Below are 22,156 nucleotides of genomic sequence, written 5' to 3'. Positions count from 1 at the left end.
TCCTGACCGGCTGTTTCACGCGCTTGACACGATCATCGCGGACCAGCCCGATGACCGCGCGATGCGTCAGGCGACCGTTGCCTTTCTGAACGCCGAGCGGCTTCTCGCGACCGCTTGGATCGAAGCTGATTTCGCCACCCATCCGCGCGCCGCTCGCGCCACCGTGCGCGGCTATGCCGATATGACCGACGGGATTGTGCGTTCGGTTCTGCGCGTGGCGACCGAACGGCTGCACCGCAACCCCACCCCGACCGAGGCCGAAAAGCTGTGTCTGCTGGCGGTGGGCGGCTATGGCCGCGCCGAGATGGCGCCGCATTCCGATGTCGATCTGCTGTTTCTGACGCCCTACAAAATCACCCCATGGGCCGAGAGCGTGATCGAGTCGATGCTCTATATGCTATGGGATCTCAAGCTGAAGGTCGGGCATAGTTCACGCACGCTGGACGATTGCATCCGCCTTGGCCGCGAGGATTACACAATCCGCACCGCGCTTCTGGAACACCGGATGATCGACGGCGACGCGACGCTGGCGGCGCAACTGACCGCGCGCCTGCATACCGAGTTGTTCCGCAACACCGGCGCCGAGTTTATCGAGGCAAAGCTGGCCGAGCGATCCGAGCGCCACAAACGGCAAGGCGGACAGCGCTATGTGCTGGAGCCGAACGTCAAAGAGGGCAAAGGCGGGTTGCGCGACCTGCAGACCCTCTACTGGATCGCGAAATATATCCACCTCGTCGAGCGCGCCGAAGAGCTGGTCGGGCTTGGCGTCTTCACCCCCGAGGAATACGCGGGCTTCCGCGACGCCGAGGATTACCTTTGGGCGGTGCGCTGCAACCTGCACCTGATCGCGCGCCGCGCCGCCGATCAGCTTAGCTTCGACGCGCAGGTCGAGGTCGCCGCGCGGATGGGATACGCCGACACCGCCGGACGCCGCGCGGTCGAGGTGTTCATGCAAGACTACTTCCGCCACGCCACGACCGTGGGCGAGGTTACCCGCATCTTCCTGACGCAGCTTGAGGCAACACACGTCAAAAAGGCGCCCGTGCTGCAACGCCTGTTCCGGCGCCGCAAAAAGCTGCGCGACCCCTTTGTCGAGGATTTCGGACGCATCAACCTGGCCAGCGAAGCGGCCTTTCTGGCCGAACCCGTGAATATGCTGCGGATGTTCGAGGAAGCCCTTCGCACCGGAATGCTGATCCACCCCGACGCAATGCGCGCCGTCACCGCGAACCTGCATCTGATCGACGATACCCTGCGCGAAAACCGCGAGGCACGGCAGATTTTCATCGACCTGCTGCTCAAGCACGGCAACCCCGAGCGGGCGCTGCGCCGGATGAACGAGTTGGGCGTGCTCTCGGCCTTCATCCCCGAGTTCGAACCGATCGTCGCGATGATGCAGTTCAATATGTATCACTCTTACACCGTCGACGAGCATACGATTCAGGTGGTTTCGGCACTCGCGCAGATCGAGCGCGGAGAGCTGGTCGAGGAACTGCCGCTGTCGTCGGATATTCTGGAGCAGGGGATCAATCGCAAGGTTCTCTATGTCGCCCTTCTGGTGCATGACATCGGCAAGGGCCGCCCCGAGGATCACTCGATCCTTGGCGCACAAATCTCGCGCAAGATTTCGCCGCGGCTTGGCCTGAATCCGAAGGAATGCGAGACCGTCGAATGGCTGGTGCGCAACCACCTATTGATGTCGGATGTGGCGCAAAAGCGCGACCTGTCTGACCCGCGCACGATCCGCGACTTTGCGAAACAGGTGAAATCGCGCGAACGGCTTGATCTGCTGACCGTGCTGACGGTGTGCGACATCCGCGGCGTCGGCCCGAACGTGTGGAATAACTGGAAAGCGACACTGCTGCGCAAGCTGCACGGCGACACCTCGCAGGTGCTGGAACACGGGATGGAGGCGGTCGCACGCGAGCAACGCTCGGATCAGGCGAAAAAGTCGCTGCGCGAGGCGCTGTCGGATTGGGATGCGAAAGACCTGCGCACCGAACTTGCCCGCCATTACGACCCTTACTGGCAGGGGCTTTCGACCGAGGCACAAGAGGTTTTCGCCAAACTTCTGGTGGGGCTAGCAGATGACGAGATCCGCATCGACCTGCACCCCGACACCGACCATGATGCCACCCGAGCGGCCTTTGCGCTGGTCGACCACCCCGGCATTTTTGCACGCCTTGCAGGCGCTCTGGCGCTGGTCGGCGCAAACGTCGTGGACGCGCGCACCTATACCTCGAAGGATGGCTACGCGACGGCCGTGTTCTGGATACAAGACGCCGAGGGCCACCCCTACGAGGCCGCCCGCCTGCCCCGCCTGCGCACGATGATCGACAAGACGCTGAAAGGCGAGGTCGTCGCCCGCGACGCGCTGAAAGACCGCGACAAGATCAAAAAGCGCGAGCGCGCATTCCGCTTCCCGACGCACATCACCTTCGACAACGAGGGTTCGGACCTTTACACGATCGTCGAGGTCGATACCCGCGACCGTCCGGGGCTGTTGTATGATCTCGCGCGCTGTCTGGCCTCGTCGAATATCTACATCGCCTCGGCGGTGATCGCGACCTTTGGCGCACAGGTGGTCGACACCTTCTATGTAAAAGATATGTTCGGGCATAAGCTGCACGCGCAGTCCAAACGCGAGCAGCTTGAGAAACGCTTGCGCGAGGCGATCACCTCGGGCGCAAAACGGGCGGGGAACTGATGCAACCCATCCGCCTGATCAAGGGCTTTCTGACCGTCGGCGTCTGGACGCTGGCGAGCCGTATCCTTGGCTTCGCCCGCGATATGATGATCGCCTCTTACTTAGGCGCGGGGCCGGTGGCCGAGGCATTTCTTGTCGCCTTTTCGCTGCCCAATATGTTCCGCCGCTTTTTCGCCGAGGGCGCATTCAACATGGCCTTCGTGCCGATGTTCTCGAAAAAGCTTGAGGGCGGCGAGGATGCGACCGGATTTGCCCGCGATGCGATGAGCGCGCTGGCCTCGGTGCTGATTGTGCTGACGCTGGTCGCGCTGGCGGCGATGCCGTGGCTGGTGCTGGCGATGGCGTCGGGGTTTGCGGGCGATGAACGTTTCGCGCTGGCCACCAGCTATGGGCGCATCGCGTTCCCCTATATCCTGTTCATCTCGCTGGCCGCGCTTTTGTCGGGCGTGCTGAACGCGGCGGGGCGTTTTGCGGCTGCGGCTGCTGCGCCGGTCATGCTCAACATCGTCTTTGTCTGCGCGATGCTGGTTGCCTCGCGCGTGGGCTGGCCGATTGGCGATGCGCTGGCGTGGAGCGTGCCGGTTGCCGGTGTGGCCCAACTGGCGCTGGTCTGGATTGCCGCGCGCCGAGCCGGGTTCCACATCCACCCGCACTGGCCGCGCCTCACCCCCGAGATGAAGCGCCTTGCGCGGATAGCGGCGCCTGCGATGCTGGCGGGCGGCGTTGTGCAGGTGAACCTGCTTGTCGGGCGTCAGGTCGCCTCGCATTTCGAGGGTGCGATTGCCTGGCTGAACTATGCGGATAGGCTTTATCAACTGCCGCTCGGCGTGGTGGGTATCGCCATCGGCGTGGTGCTTTTGCCCGATCTGTCGCGCAAGCTGCGTGCGGGCGATACCGATGGCAGCCGCCATTCCCTATCGCGCGCGGGTGAGTTTGCGCTTGCCCTGACCGTGCCCTCGGCCATTGCGCTGGCGGTGATTGCCCTGCCGATTTCCTCGGTCCTTTATGAGCGCGGGCGTTTCACCAGTGCCGACACGCTGGCCACCGCCTGGGCTGTTGCAATTTACGGGCTGGGACTTCCGGCCTTTGTCCTGCAAAAGGTTCTTCAGCCGCTGTTTTTCGCGCGCGAGAATACCCGTTCGCCCTTTTACTACGCGCTCGCCGCGATGGTGGTGAATGCCGTGATCGCCGTCGGTCTGGCTCCGGTTCTGGGCTATCTCTCGGCGGCTGTGGCCACCACGCTGGCCGGATGGGTCATGGTGTTCCAGCTCTGGCGCGGGTCGCGCGCGATGGGGGAGGCCGCGCAGTTCGACAGCCGCTTCCTGTCCCGCCTGCCGCGCATCGTGGCCGCCGCGCTGTTCATGGGTGTCTGCCTTTGGGGCGCGGCTTGGCTTATGGACGGCGCCCTTAATGCGCGCGGGCTGCGCTATCTTGCGCTTGCCGGTCTGATCGGGCTGGGAATTGTCGCCTATTTCGCCTTTGGCGGGCTGATCGGAGCCTTCCGGCTGGCCGAGTTCAAATCCGCCCTGAAGCGCGCGCCCAAAGCATAGTCAGCGACGCCGCAGGCGTTCCAGCGCGCGCATCCAGCCCCCCGGTGCAACAAGGAAGCTGACCAGAAAGCCGATGGCCGCGCCCGCGACCTCGGCCACCCAATCAAGGCGCGCGCCGAAGATCAACCCGAACACAAGCTGGATCGTCAGCAGGAAAAAGATCAGCGAGAACGCCCGCATCCGGTTCGCATTGGCCGCGCCAAGCCGCGTCCAGAGGATCCATGTGAACGCCCCGACCAGCCCGTAAACCGCCGGATAACCGCCATAGATCGCCCCATCCATGCCAAGCGCAGTATAGACCAGCGCGCCAAGGATCGAGGCGCTGAAATAGACCGCCGCCACCGCCCAAGCCGCGAACGCCTCGGCCACCATTTTGCCCAGGGCAAGCGTGAACACGATCACCATCAGCGAATGCATGAACGAGCCGTGCACAAAGGCGTAGGTCACAATCCGCGCCACTTGCCGAATGGGCCAGACGCCCTGCTCGATCATCGCGCGCAGGATGTTCGGGTCAAAGGCAAAGCGCTGCAACGCATCCAGCCGCCAGCCGATCCCCGCAGCCCCCGCCAGCCCCGAGCCGCCAAGCGCAAACATCACCTCGCCAATGATAACAGGCGCGGCCAGCAACCAAACGATTGTCGGCAAGGGATTGATCGGCTGTTCGTCATATCCGTCACGCATTCGGCTTCTCCCCACAGCAAACGGGCCTCTTGGTTGACGCCCCGCGCGCTTTAGCGATAAGCGAGCAAGGACAAAATTTCCAGCCTGCCCGACAGGAGCCGCAGATGAGTGACGAGACCACCACGCCGAACGCCAATTTCAAGCGCCGGATTTTCTCGGGGATTCAGCCCTCGGGGAACCTGACGCTTGGTAATTACCTTGGTGCTCTGAAACGCTTTGTGGAGAAGCAGAACGAAGGCATCGAGACGATCTATTGCCTTGTGGACCTGCACGCCGTCACCGTCTGGCAAGACCCTGAAAAGCTGCGCCACGCGATCCGTGAAGGCGCGGCGGGCTTTATCGCGGCCGGTGTCGACCCCGAGAAGTCGATCCTCTTCAACCAGTCGCAGGTCGGCGCACATGCGGAACTCGGCTGGCTGTTGAACTGCGTCGCGCGCATGGGCTGGATGAACCGCATGACGCAGTTCAAGGACAAGGCGGGCAAGAACGCCGAGAAAGCGTCGCTTGGTCTTTATGCCTATCCGGCGCTGATGGCGGCTGACATTCTGCTGTATCACGCGACCGAAGTGCCCGTTGGCGAGGACCAGAAGCAGCACGTTGAACTGACCCGCGACATCGCGGCCAAGTTCAACCACGACTACAAGGTCGATTTCTTCCCGCAGCCGACACCTGTGATCGAGGGCGCTGCGACCCGCGTCATGAGCCTGCGCGACGGCACCAAGAAGATGTCGAAATCCGACCCCTCGGACGCCAGCCGCATCAACCTGACCGATGACGCAGACACGATCGCCAAGAAGATCCGCAAGGCCGTGACCGACCCCGAGCCCCTTCCCGAGACCCTTGACGGGCTGGACGGGCGCGCCGAGGCCCGCAACCTTGTGAACATCTATGCCGCACTTTCGGGCAAGACCCCGGCCGAGGTTCTGGGCGAATATGGCGGCGCGGGCTTTGGCACGTTCAAACCGGCGCTGGCCGATCTGGCCGTGTCTGTCATGGCGCCGATCAACACCGAGATGAACCGCCTGATGCAGGACCCCGCCGAGATCGACCGTATCCTTGGCAAAGGCGCGGACAAGGCCGACGCGATTGCCCGCCCGATCCTTGAAAAAACCTATGAAATCATGGGCATGGTGCGCTCGCGGTAGGCGCGCCGCAGGGGCTCGCCCCTGACGAAACAAAGGGGCTCGATGCCCCGGCGTTTCGTAACTCCGGTTATGGCAAAGGCGCGAGGCTCAGCCCCGCGCCTTTTCTTCTGCGCGCGGATAAAGCCGCGCCATCGTCACCCCGCGCGTCGCATTCAGCACCATCAGCGCGGCCCAAAGCCCGTGATTGCCCCACAGCGGGACCAGCACCAGAAGCGCGCCCACATACACCGCGACCGAGGCCACCATCGCGTTGCGCATCTCACGCGTCAGCGTCGCGCCGATGAAAATCCCGTCCAGCATCCAGCTTGCAACCCCGACCACGGGCGCCAAAGCGATCCACGGCAGATAGGCCCGCGCGGTCTCGCGCACTTCGGGGGCAGTGCTCATCAGGTCGATGATCGCCGGGCCAGCGCTCCAGAACGCCAGCGCCAGCAGGGCTGCACCGCCCACACCCCATTCCGAACTGACCCGCGCCGCGCGCCGCAACCGATGCACTGATCGCGCCCCAACCGCCTGCCCGACAAGGCTTTCGGCGGCAAAGGCGAACCCGTCCAGCGCGAAGGCCGTGATCGAGAGGAACTGCATCAGCACCTGATTGGCCGCCAACGTCGCATCCCCCTGCCCCGCCCCCAGAAACATGAAGCTGGTAAAGCTCGCCTGCAGCAGGACCGAGCGGATCATGATGTCCGTGTTGACCCGCGCCATCTCGGTCAGGCGGGCGCGGTGCAGGATCGCGCGCGCCTTCCACAACCCGCCCGCGAACGCAGAACGCGCGAACCACACCCCCAGACCGGCGGCGCTGATTTCAGCGATCAGCGTGGCAACCGCGACGCCCTCGACCCCCCAGCCAAGCCCCAGCACGAACCACAGATCAAGCCCCATGTTCAGCCCGTTCATCCACAGCTGCACCGCCAGCACCGCGCGGGTTCGCTCCAGCGCGATCAGCCATCCGGTCAGCGCATAAAGCGAGATCGTCGCAGGCGCGCCCCAGATGCGGATTTCCAGATAGGACCGCGCCAGCGCCTCGACCTCGGGCGTCGCGGGCGCCAACGCGAAAGCGGCGGCAAACAGCGGCACCTGCAGCACGATCATCGCCAGCCCCGCACCGCCCGCAATAATCAGCGCCCGCATCAGCCCCGCCGAGACCTCTGCCCCGTCCCCCGTGCCATGCGCCTGCGAGACAAGCCCCGTCGTGCCCATCCGCAGAAAGCCGAAAATCCAGTAAAGCGAGGCCAGAATCACCGCGCCAATCCCGACCGCCCCAATCGGCGCCGCCGCGCCCAACTGCCCCACAACGCCGGTATCAACCGCGCCCAGAATCGGCACGGTCGCGTTTGAAATCACAATCGGCCCCGCGATTTTCAGAACGCGGGCATGGGTGATGCTAGTCATTCGCATCCGGCTCGGGCATCAGGAAATGCCCCGTCGCCTGCGCGAAAAGGCGCGAGCGATTATCCTGCCACGCCTCGACATGGACGCTGGCGTAACGCCGCCCCGAGCGGTTCACCCGCGCGCGCGCATAGGCATCGCGCGGCAGGCCCGAGCGCAGGTAATCCACGGTAAAATCTATCGTCTTGGGCAGGCGCGGCAGATGCAACGGGTCAAGCTTTGTCGCGTCGATGCGCCCGGCCTCAAGGTCTTCCCACAACAGCGACCAGCTTAGTTCAATAATCGCTGTGACCTCAAGGAAGGCGGCCGTAACGCCACCATGCAGCGCGGGCAGAAACGGGTTGCCGATCAGCTTTTCATCAAAAGGCAGAAGCGCGGTCAGCTCATCGCCCCGGCGCTCGAACTGGATGCCAAGAAACTGGATATAGGGCACGCCGGAGACCAGCGCCTTGAGCGCGCCATCGCGACGTTGCTTGATCTGCTGGACGGGTTCGGGCTTGGGGCGGCTCATGCGGCACCCCCTTTCTTCGGGCGTTCGACTGTGAAGGTTCCGGTTGCGGCCGCCACCGGCAACCCCTCCTCTTCGTCATGCGCCGAGGCGCGCACAAAGGCGACATTGCGGGTGATGTGGTAGCATTCGGCCCGCGCGGTGATCATCTGCCCCGGTTTGGCCGCGCGCATATATTCGACGCGCAGGTCGATGGTTGCAGTTCCGGCAGGCGCGCCAGGGTGGCTCATGACGGCGGCCCCGCAGCAGGTATCCAACAGCGCCGAGACCGCGCCGCCATGAATCACCCCCGTGCGCGGATCGCCCACCAGACGCAGATCATAAGGCATCGTCAGTGTCGCGCTCCCCTCGCCTATATCGGCCAGCGTCATACCAAGCGTATGTGCATGTGGAATCGCCTCGATAAACTGGCGCGCCATCTTGAGCTTGGCCGCCTGCGGCCCGCTATCCTTGGTCATCTGCTTCACTCCACAAGGGCTTTGAACCCGAGTTTTGCCTTCCCCGCAGGCCGTTGCAAGGTGTCGCGCAACTGCCGCTACGGCAATTTATCAAATTGAACCCATCAGTTCAGTTGAAGAACGCAAAACTTCACGCTAGCTTCCCCCCCGTAGGAGGTCGCCATGGCAGAGCTCTTGAGCTTCAAAGAAATGTGCGAGCGCTTCGAGGTCACGCCCCGGACGCTGCGCTATTACGAATATATCGAGTTGCTCTCCCCTCAGAAGGAGGGTCGCACACGGTCTTATGGCCCGCGCGAAATCGCCCGCATGACCTTGATCCTGCGGGGCCGGCGTTTCGGATTTTCCTTGGAAGAGCTGCGACAGTGGCTGCTGATCTACGATCAGAAAGGCACCGAAGAACAAAACCGTGTTTGGGTGGAACTGGCGGATCGCCAGCTTGCCGTTCTCGAGCAGCAACGTGACGAGTTGAGCGTATCTATTGCGGACCTGCGACAGTTGCGGGATCAGGTTGAACAAAGTTTGAAAGACTGACTCGCGGGCGGTTTATCGCTCGCCCCCGGCCTCTTGCGAGGGGCCCCGGGAACGCGCTGGCACATGCTGTCGCTGGGTAATTTTGTTTCTTTACCCATGGGTCAATTTTCCCTGACATAACGTCATTGGATTTGTGACGCGACGTCACGGTGACGTGCACGTCAACTTGAGTTGTAATGTGAGGCGAAGACCTGATTTGCCTCTTACGTTACGCGACGGAACACAAAGAGGCTGACAATGAGTGAAGAGGTAATGACAATCCGCGAGATGTGCGACGCATTCGACGTCACACCACGCACCTTGCGGTTCTATGAAGCGAAGGAATTGCTGTTTCCCATCCGGGAAGGGCAGAAACGGTTATTTACCCGGCGCGACCGGGCGCGGCTCAAGCTGATTTTGCGCGGTAAGCGCTTTGGCTTCAGCCTTGAGGACATCCGTCAGCTGCTCGACCTGTATACGATGGGCGACCAGCAGAAGACACAACTGGCCGAGACGATCAAAATTGCCCGTCAACGCCACGCAGCGATGATCGAACAACGAGACGAGCTGTCTCAGGCGATCGACGAGCTGCACCAACAGATCGAATGGGGCGAACGGGAGCTGGAAGGCAAGAACTAGGCTCCCGCCCGACCTTGGTAATTAGGGAGAGGACCATGCCGAGTTTCACCGCCAACACCAAAGACATGCAGTTTTTGCTGCACGATGTCCTGAAGGTTTCGCAATCTGCCACGCCCGGCTATGCCGAGATGGAGAGCGAGTTCACCGAAGCCGTTCTGGATGCAGCAGGCAAGCTTGCCTCCGAGGTTCTGGCACCGCTGAATCCGGTGGGCGACGCGCAAGGCTGTGTGTTGGAAAACGGTGTCGTGCGCACGCCCGACGGGTTCGATGCCGCGTTCGAGGCGATGAAAGAGGGCGGCTGGACCGCGCTGGACTGCGACCCCGAATATGGCGGTCAGGGTATGCCCTATGTGATGAACTGCGCGGTGAACGAGATTTTCGTCTCGGCCAACATGGCGTTCAACATGTATCAGGGTCTGACACATGGCGCCTATTCGGCGATCCACGCGCATGGCACCGACGCGCAGAAGGCAAAATACCTGCCCAAGATGGTGACCTGCGACTGGACCGGCACCATGAACCTGACCGAGCCGCATTGCGGCACCGATCTGGGCATGATGCGCACCAAGGCCGAACCACAGGGTGATGGCAGCTACAAGATTACCGGCCAGAAGATCTTTATCTCGGCGGGCGATCACGATCTGGCCGAGAACATAATCCATCTGGTGCTGGCCAAGGCTCCGGGCGGCGGCGAGGGCACCAAGGGCATTTCGCTGTTCATCGTGCCGAAGTTCTTTGTGAACGACGATGGATCGCTCGGCGATCGCAACGCCGTTTCGGTCGGCAAGATCGAAGAGAAGATGGGCATCCACGGCAATTCGACCTGCGTGATGAACTATGACGGCGCGACGGGCTGGCTTTTGGGCGATCTGCACAAGGGGATGCGCGCGATGTTCACCATGATGAACGAGGCGCGTCTGGGTGTGGGTCTGCAAGGTTACGCAGTGGCCGAGGCCGCCTATCAGAACGCGTTGGCCTATGCCAAGGACCGCCTGCAAGGCCGCGCGATCACCGGCACGCAAAACCCCGATGGCCCGGCCGATCCGCTGATCGTTCACCCCGACATTCGCCGCTCGCTGATGGACCAGAAAAGCTTTGTCGAGGGGGCGCGCGCCTTCACCTTCTGGGGCGCGAACCTGATCGACCAGTCGCATGGCGGGGACGCCGATGCCGAGGGGCTGGTCTCGCTGCTGACGCCGGTCCTGAAGGGCTTTATCACCGACAAGGGCTTTGACTCTGCGGTGCTGGCGCAGCAGGTCTATGGCGGCCATGGCTACATCGAAGAATGGGGCATGTCGCAATTCGTCCGCGATGCGCGGATCGCAATGATCTACGAGGGCGCGAACGGCGTTCAGGCGCTGGACCTTGTGGGGCGCAAGCTGGCTGCCGAAGGCGGCAAGCCGGTGATGGCCTTCTTCGAAATGGTCAAGGCCGAGTGCAAGGCCCATGACGCCGACGAGCGGATGAAGCCCTTTACGGATGCGCTGAAGGTGGCGTCGAAACAACTTCAGGCGGCGGGCATGTTCTTCATGCAAAACGGCATGACCAACCCCAATGCGGCGCTGTCGGGCAGCTATGACTTCATGCACCTGATGGGCCATGTCTGCCTTGGCCTGATGTGGACGCGCATGGCAGCGGCGGCCCATGCGGCGCTGGACGGTGGTGTCTCGGACACCGCCTTCTACGAGGGCAAGATCGCCACGGGCCGCTATTACATGGCGCGCCAGCTTCCGGCCTGCGGCACACATCTGGCGCGGATCGAAAGTGGCGCCGATCCGGTCATGGCATTGTCGGACGATCAGTTCTAAGCTTCGGATCAAGCGGGGCGTGTGGGGGTTCCCTCGCACGCCCTTTTTCTATGCCGGAGGACCGAAATGCCCAAACGCCTGCGCCTGACGCGCCGCTTTCCCGTCGCCCTGACGAATGACGCCTACCGGAGCTTGCAGCGATTTGCCTCCGACAACGACATCAGCCCCGACGAGGCGCTGACTTTCCTGTTCGAGAATTTCAATTCCGTCACTGCCGAGGGCAACCTTGTCGCGCGGATGCGCCTGTTCAAAGCCGAACTCGACGCCCGCAAGGCGTGAGCGCCGCTGCGTCACCATCGCGTGACGTTACGACTCTTCGCCTCACCACCCCTTACGCGCACGTCACTTTGTGCCAATATAACCCCGATCGGGAGGAAACCATGGTCGCGAAACTCTATTGCTTTGGTGAAAGCGGGAACGCCTATAAGGCCGCGTTGACGATGACGCTGGCGGGCTATCCGTGGGAGCCGGTCTTTGTGGATTTCTTCAACGGCGCAAGCCGCAGCCCCGAATTTCTGGCCCTGAACGAGATGGGCGAGGCACCCGTGCTGGTCGAGGACGGGCAGACGATCAGCCAATCGGGCGTGATGCAACTGCGCGTGGCCGAAAAGACCGGCAAGTTCGGCGGCGCCCCCGAAGACCGCGACGAGGTGATGCGCTGGCTTTTCTGGGACAACCACAAAGGCAGTTCGCAATTCGGCGCGCTGCGGTTTTTGATGAATTTTCTGCCCGAAGAGAAACGCCCGCAACAGGCGATCCAATGGCTGTCTGGCCGCGTGCAGGCCGCGCTGAAAACGCTTGAGGGGCACCTGCAATCGCGCGACTGGATGGTCGGAGACGGCCCGACGATCGCGGATTTCGCCTGCTGCGGGTATCTTTATTACCCCGAACCCTTCGGGTTCGAGCGCGCCCAATTCCCTGCCATCAGCGCCTGGCTCGACCGCATCGCGGCCTTGCCCGGCTGGCAACACCCTTACGATTTGATGCCCGGCAACCCTTCGGACCGGGCCTGAGGAGGACACATGACAGAAGCCTATATCTACGACGCCTGCCGCACGCCGCGGGGCAAGGGCCGCGCCGACGGCTCACTGCACGAGGTCACTTCGGTCGCACTGTCGGCGCGGCTGATGAACGCGGTGAAAGAGCGCAACGGGCTGGAAGGCCACGCGGTCGAAGATGTGATCTGGGGCAATGTCACTCCGGTCGGAGAGCAGGGCGCCTGCCTTGCGCGCTCGGCGGTGCTTTTGTCAGACCTCGATGAATCGATCCCCGGCCTCGCGATCAACCGCTTCTGTGCGTCCGGTATGGAGGCCGTAAACCTTGCCGCCAATCAGGTGAAGGGCGGGGCAGGGTCGGCCTATATCGCGGGCGGGGTCGAGATGATGGGCCGCGTCGCGATGGGATCGGACGGGGCGGCGATTGCCGTTGACCCGAGCCTTGCGATGAAAACCTATTTCGTGCCGCAAGGGATTTCGGCCGATATTATCGCCACCGAATACGGCTTCACCCGCGAACAGGCCGACGCTTTGGCCGTTGAATCGCAGCGCCGCGCCGCCGAGGCCTGGGCCGACAACCGGTTTGCGAAATCCATCGTTCCGGTGGTGGACCAGAACGGCGTGGTGATCCTTGATCGTGACGAATACATGCGCCCGGGCACCACAATGGAAGACCTTGGCAAGCTGAAGGCCAGCTTCAAGGATATGGGCGAGGTGATGCCCGGTTTCGACAAGGTCGCGATGCTGAAATACCCGCATCTGTCGGCGATCAACCACATCCACCACGCGGGCAACTCGTCCGGTATCGTGGATGGGGCGGCAGCCGTTCTGATCGGCAACAAGGAATTCGGCGAGGCCCACGGCCTCAAACCCCGCGCCCGCATTCGCGCCACCGCGAAAATCGGCACCGACCCGACGATCATGCTGACCGGCCCTGTGCCGGTGACCGAAAAAATCCTGCGCGACAGCGGCATGTCCATCGGTGACATCGACCTTTTCGAAGTGAACGAGGCTTTCGCCGCGGTCGTGCTGCGCTTTATGCAGGCGTTCAACGTCTCGCCCGACAAGGTCAACGTGAACGGCGGCGCGATGGCGATGGGTCACCCGCTTGGCGCAACCGGCGCGATCATCATCGGCACGCTTCTGGACGAACTGGAACGCCGCGATTTGAGCACCGGCCTTGCGACGCTCTGCATCGCGTCCGGCATGGGCGCGGCAACCATCATCGAGCGCGTCTGATGCCGAAGCTCGATCTTACCCAGGCGCCGGTGAAGACCGGGTCGATCTATCCCGAGCCCTACGCCAGCCAGATGGCGGGGCGCTCGTCGATCCGCCTGGGGGATCTGGCGGGGCTGACCCAGTTCGGCGTGAATATTGTCGCGCTCGACCCCGGCGCGGTGGCATCGCTGCGGCACTGGCACCTGCGCGAGGACGAATTCGCGATGGTGCTGGAGGGCGAGCTGACCCTCGTCGAGGAGGAGGGCACAACCCTTATGCGCCCCGGCGACTGTGCGGCCTGGAAAGCGGGCACCGAGAACGGCCACCGCTTTGAAAACCGCTCAAACCAGCCCGGAAAATTCCTCGTCGTGGGCTCTAAAGCCCCCGACGAAGTCGCAACCTATTCCGATGTGGACATGCAAATCCACGTCGCGGGCGGCAAGGCCCGCTTCACCTATCATGACGGCAGCGATTGGGCGGGGCACCGCGATCTTGCGCCGAAGGGAGAAACGAAATGACCGATTTTACCTATGAACTTGGCGCCGATGGTGTGGCTGTTATCACCTGGGACGTGCCGGAAAAGTCGATGAACGTGATGAGCCTCGAGGGCTTTGCGCTTCTCGACAGCTTTATCGACAAGGCGCTGGCCGACGATGCGGTCAAAGGCGTTGTCATCACCTCCGGCAAACCCGATTTCGCGGGCGGCATGGACCTGAATGTCATCGCCAAGATGAAAGAGGACGCAGGCGCCGAACCCGCGAAGGGACTTTATGACGGCGTGATGCAGATGCACCGCGTGCTCCGCAAGATCGAGCGCGCGGGGCTGGACCCGAAGACCAACAAGGGCGGCAAGCCGATTGCCGCTGCCCTGCCCGGCACCGCGCTTGGCATCGGGCTTGAACTGCCGCTGGCGACGCATCGTATCTTTGCCGCCGACAATCCGAAGGCCAAGATCGGCCTGCCCGAGATCATGGTCGGCATTTTCCCGGGCGCAGGTGGCACGACCCGCCTTGCACGCAAGATGGGCGCGATGGTGGCGGCACCTTTCCTGCTGGAAGGCAAGCTGAGCGATCCGAAAAAGGCCAAGGCGGCGGGCCTCATCGACGAGGTGGTCGACGATCCGGTCGCAGCCGCGAAAGAGTGGGTGCTGAACGCCAGCGACGCCGATCTGGTGAAGCCGTGGGATACGAAGGGCTATAAAATGCCGGGCGGCGCCCCCTATCACCCTGCCGGTTTCATGACCTTCGTCGGCGCCAGCGCGATGGTGCACGGCAAGACGATGGGCGTCTATCCGGCGGCGAAGGCGCTGCTGAGTGCGGTCTATGAAGGCGCGCTCGTGCCCTTCGATCAGGCGCTGTCCATCGAGGCGCGCTGGTTCACCAACGTGCTGATGAACCCCTCGTCATCCGCGATGATCCGGTCGCTGTTCATCAACAAACAAGCACTTGAGAAAGGCGCAAACCGCCCGAAGGTCGACGATCAGACGGTGAAATCGGTCGGCGTGCTTGGCGCGGGCATGATGGGCGCGGGGATCGCGCTGGTCTCAGCTCTTGCAGGCATCAAAGTGGTGCTGATTGATGCCGCCCAAGAGGCCGCGGATCGTGGCAAGGCCTATACGGAAAGCTACCTCGACAAGGGGATCGCGCGGAAGAAAGTTACCGCCGAGAAGAAAGAGGCCGTGCTTGGCCTGATTACCGCGACCACCGATTATGCCGCGCTTGCGGGCTGTGACCTGATCGTCGAGGCCGTGTTCGAGGACCCGAAGGTCAAGGCCGAAGTCACCGCCAAGGCCGAAGCCGTCATCGGCAAGGATGCGATCTTCGCGACCAACACCTCGACCCTGCCGATTACCTCGCTCGCCAAGGCCAGCACCCGGCCTGAGCAGTTCATCGGCATCCACTTCTTCTCGCCGGTCGAGAAAATGATGCTGGTCGAGATCATCAAGGGCCGAGAAACCGGCGATAAGGCGGTTGCCAAGGCGCTCGACTTCGTGCGGCAAATCAGGAAAACGCCGATCGTCGTGAATGACGAGCGCTTCTTCTACGCCAACCGCTGCATCATTCCCTACATCAACGAAGGCATCCGCATGGTTGCCGAAGGGGTGAACCCGGTTCTGATCGAGAACGCCGCCAAGATGGTCGGGATGCCGCTCGGGCCGCTGCAACTGGTGGATGAGACCTCGATTGATCTGGGCGTGAAGATCGCCAAGGCGACCAAGGCCGCGATGGGCGATGCTTATCCCGATGGCGCGGTGGACGATGTGATCTTCTGGATGGCGGATCAGGGGCGCATGGGCCGCAAGGCGAAGGCGGGCTTCTACGACTACGACGACGCGGGCAAGCGGCAGGGGTTGTCGGCAGTTGTGACGGGCCACTACCCGCAGGCGGCCGCGCAGCCTGACTTGCACGAGGTCCAGCACCGTCTTCTGATGGCGCAGGTGCTTGAGGCCGTTCGCGCCTTCGAGGCAGGAGTGCTGGAGGACATCCGCGAAGGCGACGTCGGCGCGATCCTCGGCTGGGGCTTTGCGCCGTGGTCGGGCGGCCCGTTCAGCTGGCTCGACATCATCGGCGCACCCCGCGCGGTTGAAATTTGCGACGCGCTGGCCGCCACCTTTGGCGCCCGCTTCGAGGCTCCGGCGCTGTTGCGCGACATCGCAGCCAAGGGTGACGGCTTCTACGCCCGTTTTGGTGAAGGACAAGCGGCCTCGGCTGCCTGACCCTGGATAAAATAAAACGCCGGGCAAGTTGCCCGGCGTTCATCTTTTGGGAAAGGGGGCGACCTTAGCCCAAAAGAGCGTCTTCCTCTTTCAGATCTTCGACAACCGCGCGCGCCATATCCATCGGCAGGGCGGCGTAGGCCGACCCATCCAGCAGCGCCTCGATCCGGCCCGAGTTGATCGACCCGCAATGCATCATCCCCGAGCCATTCGCGTAGACCACCTCGTCCTCGGCGAATTGCAGGGTGAAAATATCGACGCGCTGGTGCGGCGTGATCCGCTCGATGCCGCGATAGCCCTCAAGCGCCGCAGACGGGATCAGCGCGAAGGGGTCGCCAAAGACCGCCTCGGCCAGATCGCTTTCGACCAGAACACTTTGCTCGGGCAGCAGAAGCATCGGCGTCGCATTCCCCATCGCACCGGCCGGAACCGCCAGCGGCATCATGTGATGCGGGCAGGTTTTGCGCCCGGTCCACAGCGCAGAACGCTGGATCTGCACGACCTCGCGCAACCCGTGATCGAAGGTCATGATCTTGTCGCCGGGCATGATGCTCTCGACCGCGCGCCAGCCGAATTCGGTCGCGATGCGGGTGCCTGCCACGATCCCTTCGGCCTGCTGGCCGCGACCGGCAAAATTCGAAACGGCCTGAGACGCAATGAACCCTTCCAGCGGGGCTTCGTCATCCCACGGTTTTTCCGGCATCAATCCAAACATTGTCCAGTTCCCCACTTTATCGGCCAGCGGCATCGGCAGATGCACACGTTTGCGTTGTGACCAGTTGGAGTGATTCCGAAGAAGATTCGGGGGCCGAATTGGGGCGCAAAAACGGCACTGTTTCAGAAGCAGAGATGGTTCGGGCAATGCGGCATCCATTGTCGCCCATGTCTGCCGGAAACCGTCCCTGACCGGTAAATTTCTTAGAAAGAATAGTTAAAGCGCGCGATGTCCTCGGCGCAGAGCGTCTCAACCAGACGGGCATCGGCATCCGAGTAATAGCCCCGCCAGTCCCGCGCACGATCCGAGACATTTGCGCGTTGCAGCGGCGTCACCCTGAAGCCCAGATGCGCCTCAAGGGGGGCTGCGTCTTCGTCCAAGTGTTCCAGCCGCAGATAGGCATTGCAGCACTCCTCGCCGCTGGCCAGCCGCATATAGCTGCTGTAGGGCGCGCCCCCGATCGAAGTGCGCGTATGGCTCGCGTTCAGAAACCCCGAGAACTCGAGCGATTTCGCAAGCGTCACCGCCGGATGGGCAAAGCTCTGATCCCGCAGCCAGTGGTAGTAGCTGACCATCCGGTCCCAGGGGTTGCGCACGATGGTAAAGCAGAACATCGAGCGCGCCTCATCTTCCGAGATCAGCTCGATCACATCGGCAAGCCCCGAGTGCTTCCACAGCCGCCCTGCAGTTTGCGCGCCTTTCAGCCGACCACGCCGCCGCACCGCCTTGGGTGTGTCACCGATCAGGATGTCGTCGGCCTTGGCGCGATCCTCCAGCGCCAGCGTCAGCGCCGTTCCCCCCGTCTTGGGGATATGCACGAAAATATACCTGCGACCGCGCGAGATAATCATGCCCCAGCCTATCCCGTTGGTTTTCCAATGATAAGCCCTTTCAACCGCAAGCATGACGCAGCGTCAAAGGAAAATGGTAGCGCTCGCCCCTCTTTTCTTTTGCGCAGCATCCCCGCAATCATGCGCCCCACACCCGATCTTCAACAGGAGGAAACGATGGGCTGGTTGCCGGATGAACAAGGGCTAGACAAATGCGCGGCAAACTATGTGCCGCTGACGCCGCTGTCGCACCTGAATCGCGCGCTTGAGGTCTTTCCCGAACGCACCGCGCTGATCTACGGGCAAAACCGGCTGAACTATGTGGATCTCCACGCCCGCGTCAGCCAGCTTGCCTCGGCCTTGCAGGCGCGCGGCGTGCAGCCCGGAGATGTGGTTGCGAGCATCCTGCCCAACACGCAGCCTCAGGTCGAAGCGCATTTCGGCGTGCCGGCCTGCGGCGCGATCCTGAACGCGATCAACACGCGCCTTGATGCGGACACCGTCGCCTATATCTTCGAACACGGCGGGGCGAAGGTTGTGCTGTGTGACGCGGCCTTTGTGGCGCTCGCCGAAGAAGCAATCAAAAAGATGCACGCCCCCGCGCCCCAGATCATCGAGGTTGCGGATGACCAGCACGGCGTTCCGGCGGGCGGGCATTACCTTGAATACGAAGCCCTGCTGGCCGAAGGCGATCCGATGTTCACCTGGATCATGCCCGAGGACGAATGGGAAAGCCTTGCGCTGAACTACACATCTGGCACGACGGGCCGCCCGAAGGGCGTGGTTTACCATCACCGCGGTGCATACCTCGCGACGATGGGCAACCTGATCTCGTGGCGGATGCAGCTTTATCCGGTCTACCTGACGATTGTGCCGCTGTTCCATTGTAACGCATGGACCCACGCCTGGATGGTGCCGCTTCTGGGCGGGACGACGGTGTGCTGCCGCGATGTGACAGCGAAGAACGTCTATGACGCGATTGCCGATCATGGCGTTACCCATTTCGGCGGTGCTCCGATTGTTCTGAACACGCTGGTCAACGCAAAAGAGGCTGACCGTCGCCAGTTCGACCATATCGTCGAGGTGTTTACCGCAGGCGCCCCGCCGCCCGCCTCGACGCTGGCCGCGATCGAGCCTTTGGGCTTTAACGTGACGCAGGTTTACGGCCTGACCGAGGTCTACGGCCCCGCCACCGAATGCACCTGGAAAGACAAGTGGAACGACACCACGGGCGACGATCGCGCGGCGCTCAAGGCCCGCACCGGCGTTCTGATGCCGATGATGGAGCAGATCACCGTTCACGACCACGGCCACGAGGTTGCCCGCGACGCGCAACATCTGGGCGAGATCGTGATGCGCGGCAATGCGACGATGAAGGGCTACTACAAGAACCCCGAAGCCACCCGCGAGGCATTCGCTGGCGGCTGGTTCCACTCGGGCGACATCGCCTTCATGCATGACGACGGCTACATCAAGATCACCGACCGCGCGAAGGACATCATCATCTCGGGCGGCGAGAACGTGTCGTCGGTCGAGGTCGAGGGCGTGATCGCCGCGCATCCGGCGGTGCTTTTGGCCTCGGTCGTGGCGAAACCGGACGAGAAATGGGGCGAGGTGCCCTGCGCTTTCGTCGAACTGAAGGAAGGCGCCGAGGCGACAGATGCCGAGATCATCGCTTTCTGCCGCGAGCGTCTGGCGGGCTTCAAGACCCCCAAGCGCGTGATCTTCACCGAGCTTCCGAAAACCTCGACCGGCAAGATCCAGAAGTTCGAATTGCGGGCCGTGGCAAAGCTCCTCGACTGACGGGCCGGAAAACGCCGATTTCAGGGCCGGAGGGGAAACCTTCCGGCCTCTTTACATTGACGCTAAGGGCAGATCGGCTATCTTGTAGTTAACAACAAGAGCAGCGACAGGTCCGAATGACCGCCCTATCCGAATATGAACGGCTTGAGGCCAGCGGCCTTTGGCGCGCATCCCCCGAGGGGCAGCGCCAAGAGGTGATCCTGACCTTTGGCGATGCGACGCTGGTGATCGCGGAAAGCCGGTCGATGAAGGCGTTGTCGCATTGGTCATTGCCCGCGATGGTGCGGCGCAACCCGGGAAAACGGCCCGCCGTCTATGCTCCCGCGCCCGAACCCGGCGAAGAGCTGGAGCTGGACGACGACACGATGATCGCCGCGATTGAAAAGGTCCACGCGATGATCGAGGCGCGCCGCCCGCATCCCGGTCGCCTGCGGGGGATTTTGCTGTCCGGCTCGGGGCTGGCAGCGCTGGCACTGGCGGTGTTCTGGCTGCCCGGTGCACTGCTGGACCATACCGCGCGCGTCGCCCCGCCCGCAAAACGCACGGAAATCGGCGCGGCGGTATTGCAAGAGCTTTCCACCCTGACGGGTGCGCCGTGCCATTCCCCCGCAGGGGATGCTGCGCTGAATATCCTGTCGCGGCGTTTGTCTGGCCCTCGTGAGATCATCGTGCTTCCCGAAGCGCTGGAAGGTGCAATCCAACTGCCCGGTCAGAAGATGGTTGTTGGCCGTCCGCTGGTCGAGACCGTCGACACCCCCGAGGTGATCGCAGGCGCGATTATTGCCACCACGCTGGCGCACTCAGACCGCGACCCGCTGCGCGACCTCTTGGACTGGGCGGGGGTTGTTGCAGCGTTCAAGCTTTTGACGACGGGCGAATTGCCCGAGGGCGCGCTCAAGGGCTATGGCGCCTACCTGCTCCAGACCCCACCGCCCAAGCCTGCGACCGAACCCCTGCTCGACGCCTTCCGCACGGCGGGGGTTTCATCGACACCCTATGCCTTTGCCGCCGATCCAAGCGGGGAAACCGTTCTCGGGCTGATCGAGGCCGACCCGTTCAAGGGTGCCCCCGCGCCCTCGCCCGTTCTGGCCGATGCGCAATGGGTCGCGCTTCAGGATATTTGCGCGAAATAGGGGTTAACGCAGGATCGCGTCACCAAAGCCTGCCGCGCGCAGGCGTGCCAGCGCGCCCGCGGCCTCTGCCGGAGAGGCAAACGGACCGGCCATCACGACGCTCAGGCGCTTGGAGCCGCGCGTCAGAACAGAGGCCGAAACCGGCAGTCCCATCCCCCGCAGCGTTGCCTTGGCGCTATCGGCGTTCGCCGGCTGCCCGAAGGTGCCGATCTGGACAAAGCGCCCTTTCGACGTCTCCCCGGTCAGTGATTTGCTTGAAACGCGGGCGACAACCTGCTGCTGACGCTTTTGCAGATAGGCAGGCGTAATCCGCTGATATGCAGGCGTATCAGCCGCCACCAGCCGCGCAGGCAGTTGGCGCGTCCAAAGCTGCCCCATCTGGAGATCGCCCTCCAGCGTTTGCGGACCGCGATAGGGGTTCAGCCGCCCATCCTCGAACGCGGGCTTGTAGCCGTTCACCGGCGTTTTCGTGGCAAGGATCACAGGGGTAAGCTGTTCTGCCTGACGGGTGCGCAGCATCGGCACGGTGTTCTCGCTGACCGGCCCCACCGTCTGCGGACCGCAGCGGACCGCTAGCCCACGGGTCGCGCGCATATATTGCTGCGCTATGGGGTCAAGATTGGTGCAAGCCCCCTGTGCAGGTTCCGAGGCCACCACTGGCGCGCTCATACGCGGCATAGAAGGCGCCCCTTGAACCGGCGCATAGCCCGACGACACAGCATAGGGCGAGACATAGCCGCTCGACGGCAAAGCCAGAGGCGAGCGCAGCGGCGCGGAATAAGAGGCCGGATTGCCACTATAGGGCGCACGCGCAGCAGGGGCGGGCATTGCGGTTACACGGGCAGGCGCGGGCCACAACTGGATCGGGTCGCCAATCGTGGGCTTGCCACCACCAAGGCTTGCAGCAGGCGCCGCGATCACGGTGCCCGAAGCCGCAGCCGTCTCTATGACAACCGGCGCTTTGGGGGCGGCAGTCGGGGTCGGAGCGGACGCGACAGGCGCGGTCTTCGCCACATCCAGCGCAGGCTGATTGGCCCCGAAGGTCGGCTTGTAGCCGCAGATATGCTTGCGGTCCCGCGACACGCGCGCGACCCACCGCACCGCATCGCCAAAGCCCGCCCGCACAAAGACGCAGCCCGCGCTATCGACATACTGGCGGCCCTTGAAGCTGGCGGGCGGCAGTTCCATCGGCCCGTTCACATCCAGAACCGGCCGCGCCGAAGCTGCCGCGCCAAGAACCAGCGCCCCCAGAAACCCTGCCGCAAATACCACGCGCAACCGCATCACTGCCCTCACTTTGTTTTGCTGACAAAAGTGCCGGATTACGCGAATCAAGTAAAGGGGAAACAGC

General features: G+C 63.0%; 20 protein-coding genes. 13 read left to right on the top strand and 7 right to left on the bottom strand.

All coding sequences use genetic code 11. From position 1 onward, the window contains the following. Nucleotides 1–10 precede the first annotated feature (10 nt). Both RYZ20_RS12815 and murJ read left to right on the top strand, forming a co-directional pair. A complete protein-coding gene (locus RYZ20_RS12815) occupies nt 11–2,707 on the top strand; it encodes a [protein-PII] uridylyltransferase (RefSeq protein ID WP_411572353.1) in 2,697 nt (898 codons plus the stop codon). Beyond that, nucleotides 2,707–4,257, top strand: coding sequence for a murein biosynthesis integral membrane protein MurJ (murJ, locus tag RYZ20_RS12810; protein ID WP_317674102.1), 1,551 nt, complete (start codon nt 2,707–2,709; stop codon nt 4,255–4,257). Before RYZ20_RS12815 ends, murJ begins: the two co-directional genes overlap by 1 nt. Here the strand turns inward: murJ and RYZ20_RS12805 are convergent, their stop codons facing one another. After that, nucleotides 4,258–4,938, bottom strand: a complete 681-nt coding sequence (locus RYZ20_RS12805; RefSeq protein ID WP_317674100.1) for a rhomboid family intramembrane serine protease — start codon at nt 4,936–4,938, stop codon at nt 4,258–4,260. A gap of 104 nt (nt 4,939–5,042) precedes the next feature. On the opposite strand from RYZ20_RS12805, the gene trpS reads away from it, so the two are divergent. Further along, entirely contained in the window at nt 5,043–6,083 is a 1,041-nt protein-coding gene (trpS, locus tag RYZ20_RS12800) for a tryptophan--tRNA ligase (protein ID WP_317674098.1), read from the top strand. Nucleotides 6,084–6,170: 87 nt separating this feature from the next. Here trpS and RYZ20_RS12795 read toward each other — a convergent pair whose 3' ends face one another. Genes RYZ20_RS12795 through RYZ20_RS12785 form a run of 3 tightly spaced genes read right to left on the bottom strand, consistent with a single transcriptional unit; the run spans nt 6,171 to nt 8,438 of the window. After that, nucleotides 6,171–7,475, bottom strand: a complete 1,305-nt coding sequence (locus RYZ20_RS12795) for an MATE family efflux transporter (RefSeq protein ID WP_317674096.1) — start codon at nt 7,473–7,475, stop codon at nt 6,171–6,173. Beyond that, nucleotides 7,468–7,983, bottom strand: coding sequence for a PaaI family thioesterase (locus tag RYZ20_RS12790; RefSeq protein ID WP_317674094.1), 516 nt, complete (start codon nt 7,981–7,983; stop codon nt 7,468–7,470). The genes RYZ20_RS12795 and RYZ20_RS12790 overlap by 8 nt, the downstream gene beginning before the upstream one ends. Further along, nucleotides 7,980–8,438: a PaaI family thioesterase gene (locus RYZ20_RS12785; protein WP_317674092.1), complete on the bottom strand. Its 459-nt coding sequence runs from the start codon at nt 8,436–8,438 to the stop codon at nt 7,980–7,982. The genes RYZ20_RS12790 and RYZ20_RS12785 overlap by 4 nt, the downstream gene beginning before the upstream one ends. Before the next feature lie 162 nt (nt 8,439–8,600). On the opposite strand from RYZ20_RS12785, the gene RYZ20_RS12780 reads away from it, so the two are divergent. The 8 genes from RYZ20_RS12780 (at nt 8,601) to RYZ20_RS12745 (ending at nt 16,324) form a co-directional block, all read left to right on the top strand. Beyond that, on the top strand, nt 8,601–8,969 hold the full coding sequence (locus RYZ20_RS12780) for a MerR family transcriptional regulator (RefSeq protein ID WP_317674090.1): 369 nt from the start codon (nt 8,601–8,603) through the stop codon (nt 8,967–8,969). Nucleotides 8,970–9,206: 237 nt separating this feature from the next. Next, a complete protein-coding gene (locus RYZ20_RS12775; RefSeq protein ID WP_317674088.1) occupies nt 9,207–9,587 on the top strand; it encodes a MerR family transcriptional regulator in 381 nt (126 codons plus the stop codon). A gap of 35 nt (nt 9,588–9,622) precedes the next feature. Further along, nucleotides 9,623–11,395, top strand: coding sequence for an acyl-CoA dehydrogenase C-terminal domain-containing protein (locus tag RYZ20_RS12770; protein WP_317674086.1), 1,773 nt, complete (start codon nt 9,623–9,625; stop codon nt 11,393–11,395). Nucleotides 11,396–11,461: 66 nt separating this feature from the next. Next, nucleotides 11,462–11,674, top strand: coding sequence for a hypothetical protein (locus tag RYZ20_RS12765; protein ID WP_317674084.1), 213 nt, complete (start codon nt 11,462–11,464; stop codon nt 11,672–11,674). A gap of 101 nt (nt 11,675–11,775) precedes the next feature. Continuing rightward, nucleotides 11,776–12,408, top strand: coding sequence for a glutathione S-transferase family protein (locus RYZ20_RS12760; RefSeq protein WP_317674082.1), 633 nt, complete (start codon nt 11,776–11,778; stop codon nt 12,406–12,408). 9 nt (nt 12,409–12,417) lie between these two features. Then, the gene (locus RYZ20_RS12755) at nt 12,418–13,629 is read left to right on the top strand and encodes an acetyl-CoA C-acetyltransferase (RefSeq protein ID WP_317674080.1); all 1,212 of its coding nucleotides are present in this window, start codon (nt 12,418–12,420) and stop codon (nt 13,627–13,629) included. After that, nucleotides 13,629–14,126 (top strand): cupin domain-containing protein, encoded by a 498-nt coding sequence (locus RYZ20_RS12750; RefSeq protein WP_317674078.1) that lies wholly within the window; start codon nt 13,629–13,631, stop codon nt 14,124–14,126. The genes RYZ20_RS12755 and RYZ20_RS12750 overlap by 1 nt, the downstream gene beginning before the upstream one ends. Beyond that, nucleotides 14,123–16,324, top strand: coding sequence for a 3-hydroxyacyl-CoA dehydrogenase NAD-binding domain-containing protein (locus RYZ20_RS12745; RefSeq protein WP_317674076.1), 2,202 nt, complete (start codon nt 14,123–14,125; stop codon nt 16,322–16,324). The genes RYZ20_RS12750 and RYZ20_RS12745 overlap by 4 nt, the downstream gene beginning before the upstream one ends. A gap of 64 nt (nt 16,325–16,388) precedes the next feature. On the opposite strand, the gene RYZ20_RS12740 is transcribed toward RYZ20_RS12745, so the two are convergent. Both RYZ20_RS12740 and RYZ20_RS12735 read right to left on the bottom strand, forming a co-directional pair. Next, nucleotides 16,389–17,039 (bottom strand): Hint domain-containing protein, encoded by a 651-nt coding sequence (locus tag RYZ20_RS12740; protein WP_317674074.1) that lies wholly within the window; start codon nt 17,037–17,039, stop codon nt 16,389–16,391. 203 nt (nt 17,040–17,242) lie between these two features. Further along, complete coding sequence (locus RYZ20_RS12735) at nt 17,243–17,890, bottom strand: sulfotransferase family 2 domain-containing protein (RefSeq protein ID WP_317674072.1); 648 nt, start codon at nt 17,888–17,890, stop codon at nt 17,243–17,245. Nucleotides 17,891–18,046: 156 nt separating this feature from the next. Here RYZ20_RS12735 and RYZ20_RS12730 point away from each other — a divergent pair, with 156 nt between their 5' ends. After that, entirely contained in the window at nt 18,047–19,672 is a 1,626-nt protein-coding gene (locus RYZ20_RS12730; protein WP_317674070.1) for an AMP-binding protein, read from the top strand. A gap of 116 nt (nt 19,673–19,788) precedes the next feature. Continuing rightward, a complete protein-coding gene (locus RYZ20_RS12725) occupies nt 19,789–20,805 on the top strand; it encodes a hypothetical protein (RefSeq protein WP_317674068.1) in 1,017 nt (338 codons plus the stop codon). A 3-nt stretch (nt 20,806–20,808) separates the two neighbouring features. Here the strand turns inward: RYZ20_RS12725 and RYZ20_RS12720 are convergent, their stop codons facing one another. Further along, complete coding sequence (locus tag RYZ20_RS12720) at nt 20,809–22,089, bottom strand: SPOR domain-containing protein (RefSeq protein WP_317674066.1); 1,281 nt, start codon at nt 22,087–22,089, stop codon at nt 20,809–20,811. Between the last annotated feature and the right edge of the window lie 67 nt (nt 22,090–22,156).

It is taken from the genome of Pseudothioclava alba (genome assembly GCF_033100795.1).
GTDB lineage: Bacteria > Pseudomonadota > Alphaproteobacteria > Rhodobacterales > Rhodobacteraceae > Pseudothioclava.
The sequence above is the reverse complement of the archived record's forward strand: the minus strand, read 5'-3'. Positions and strand labels throughout refer to the sequence as shown.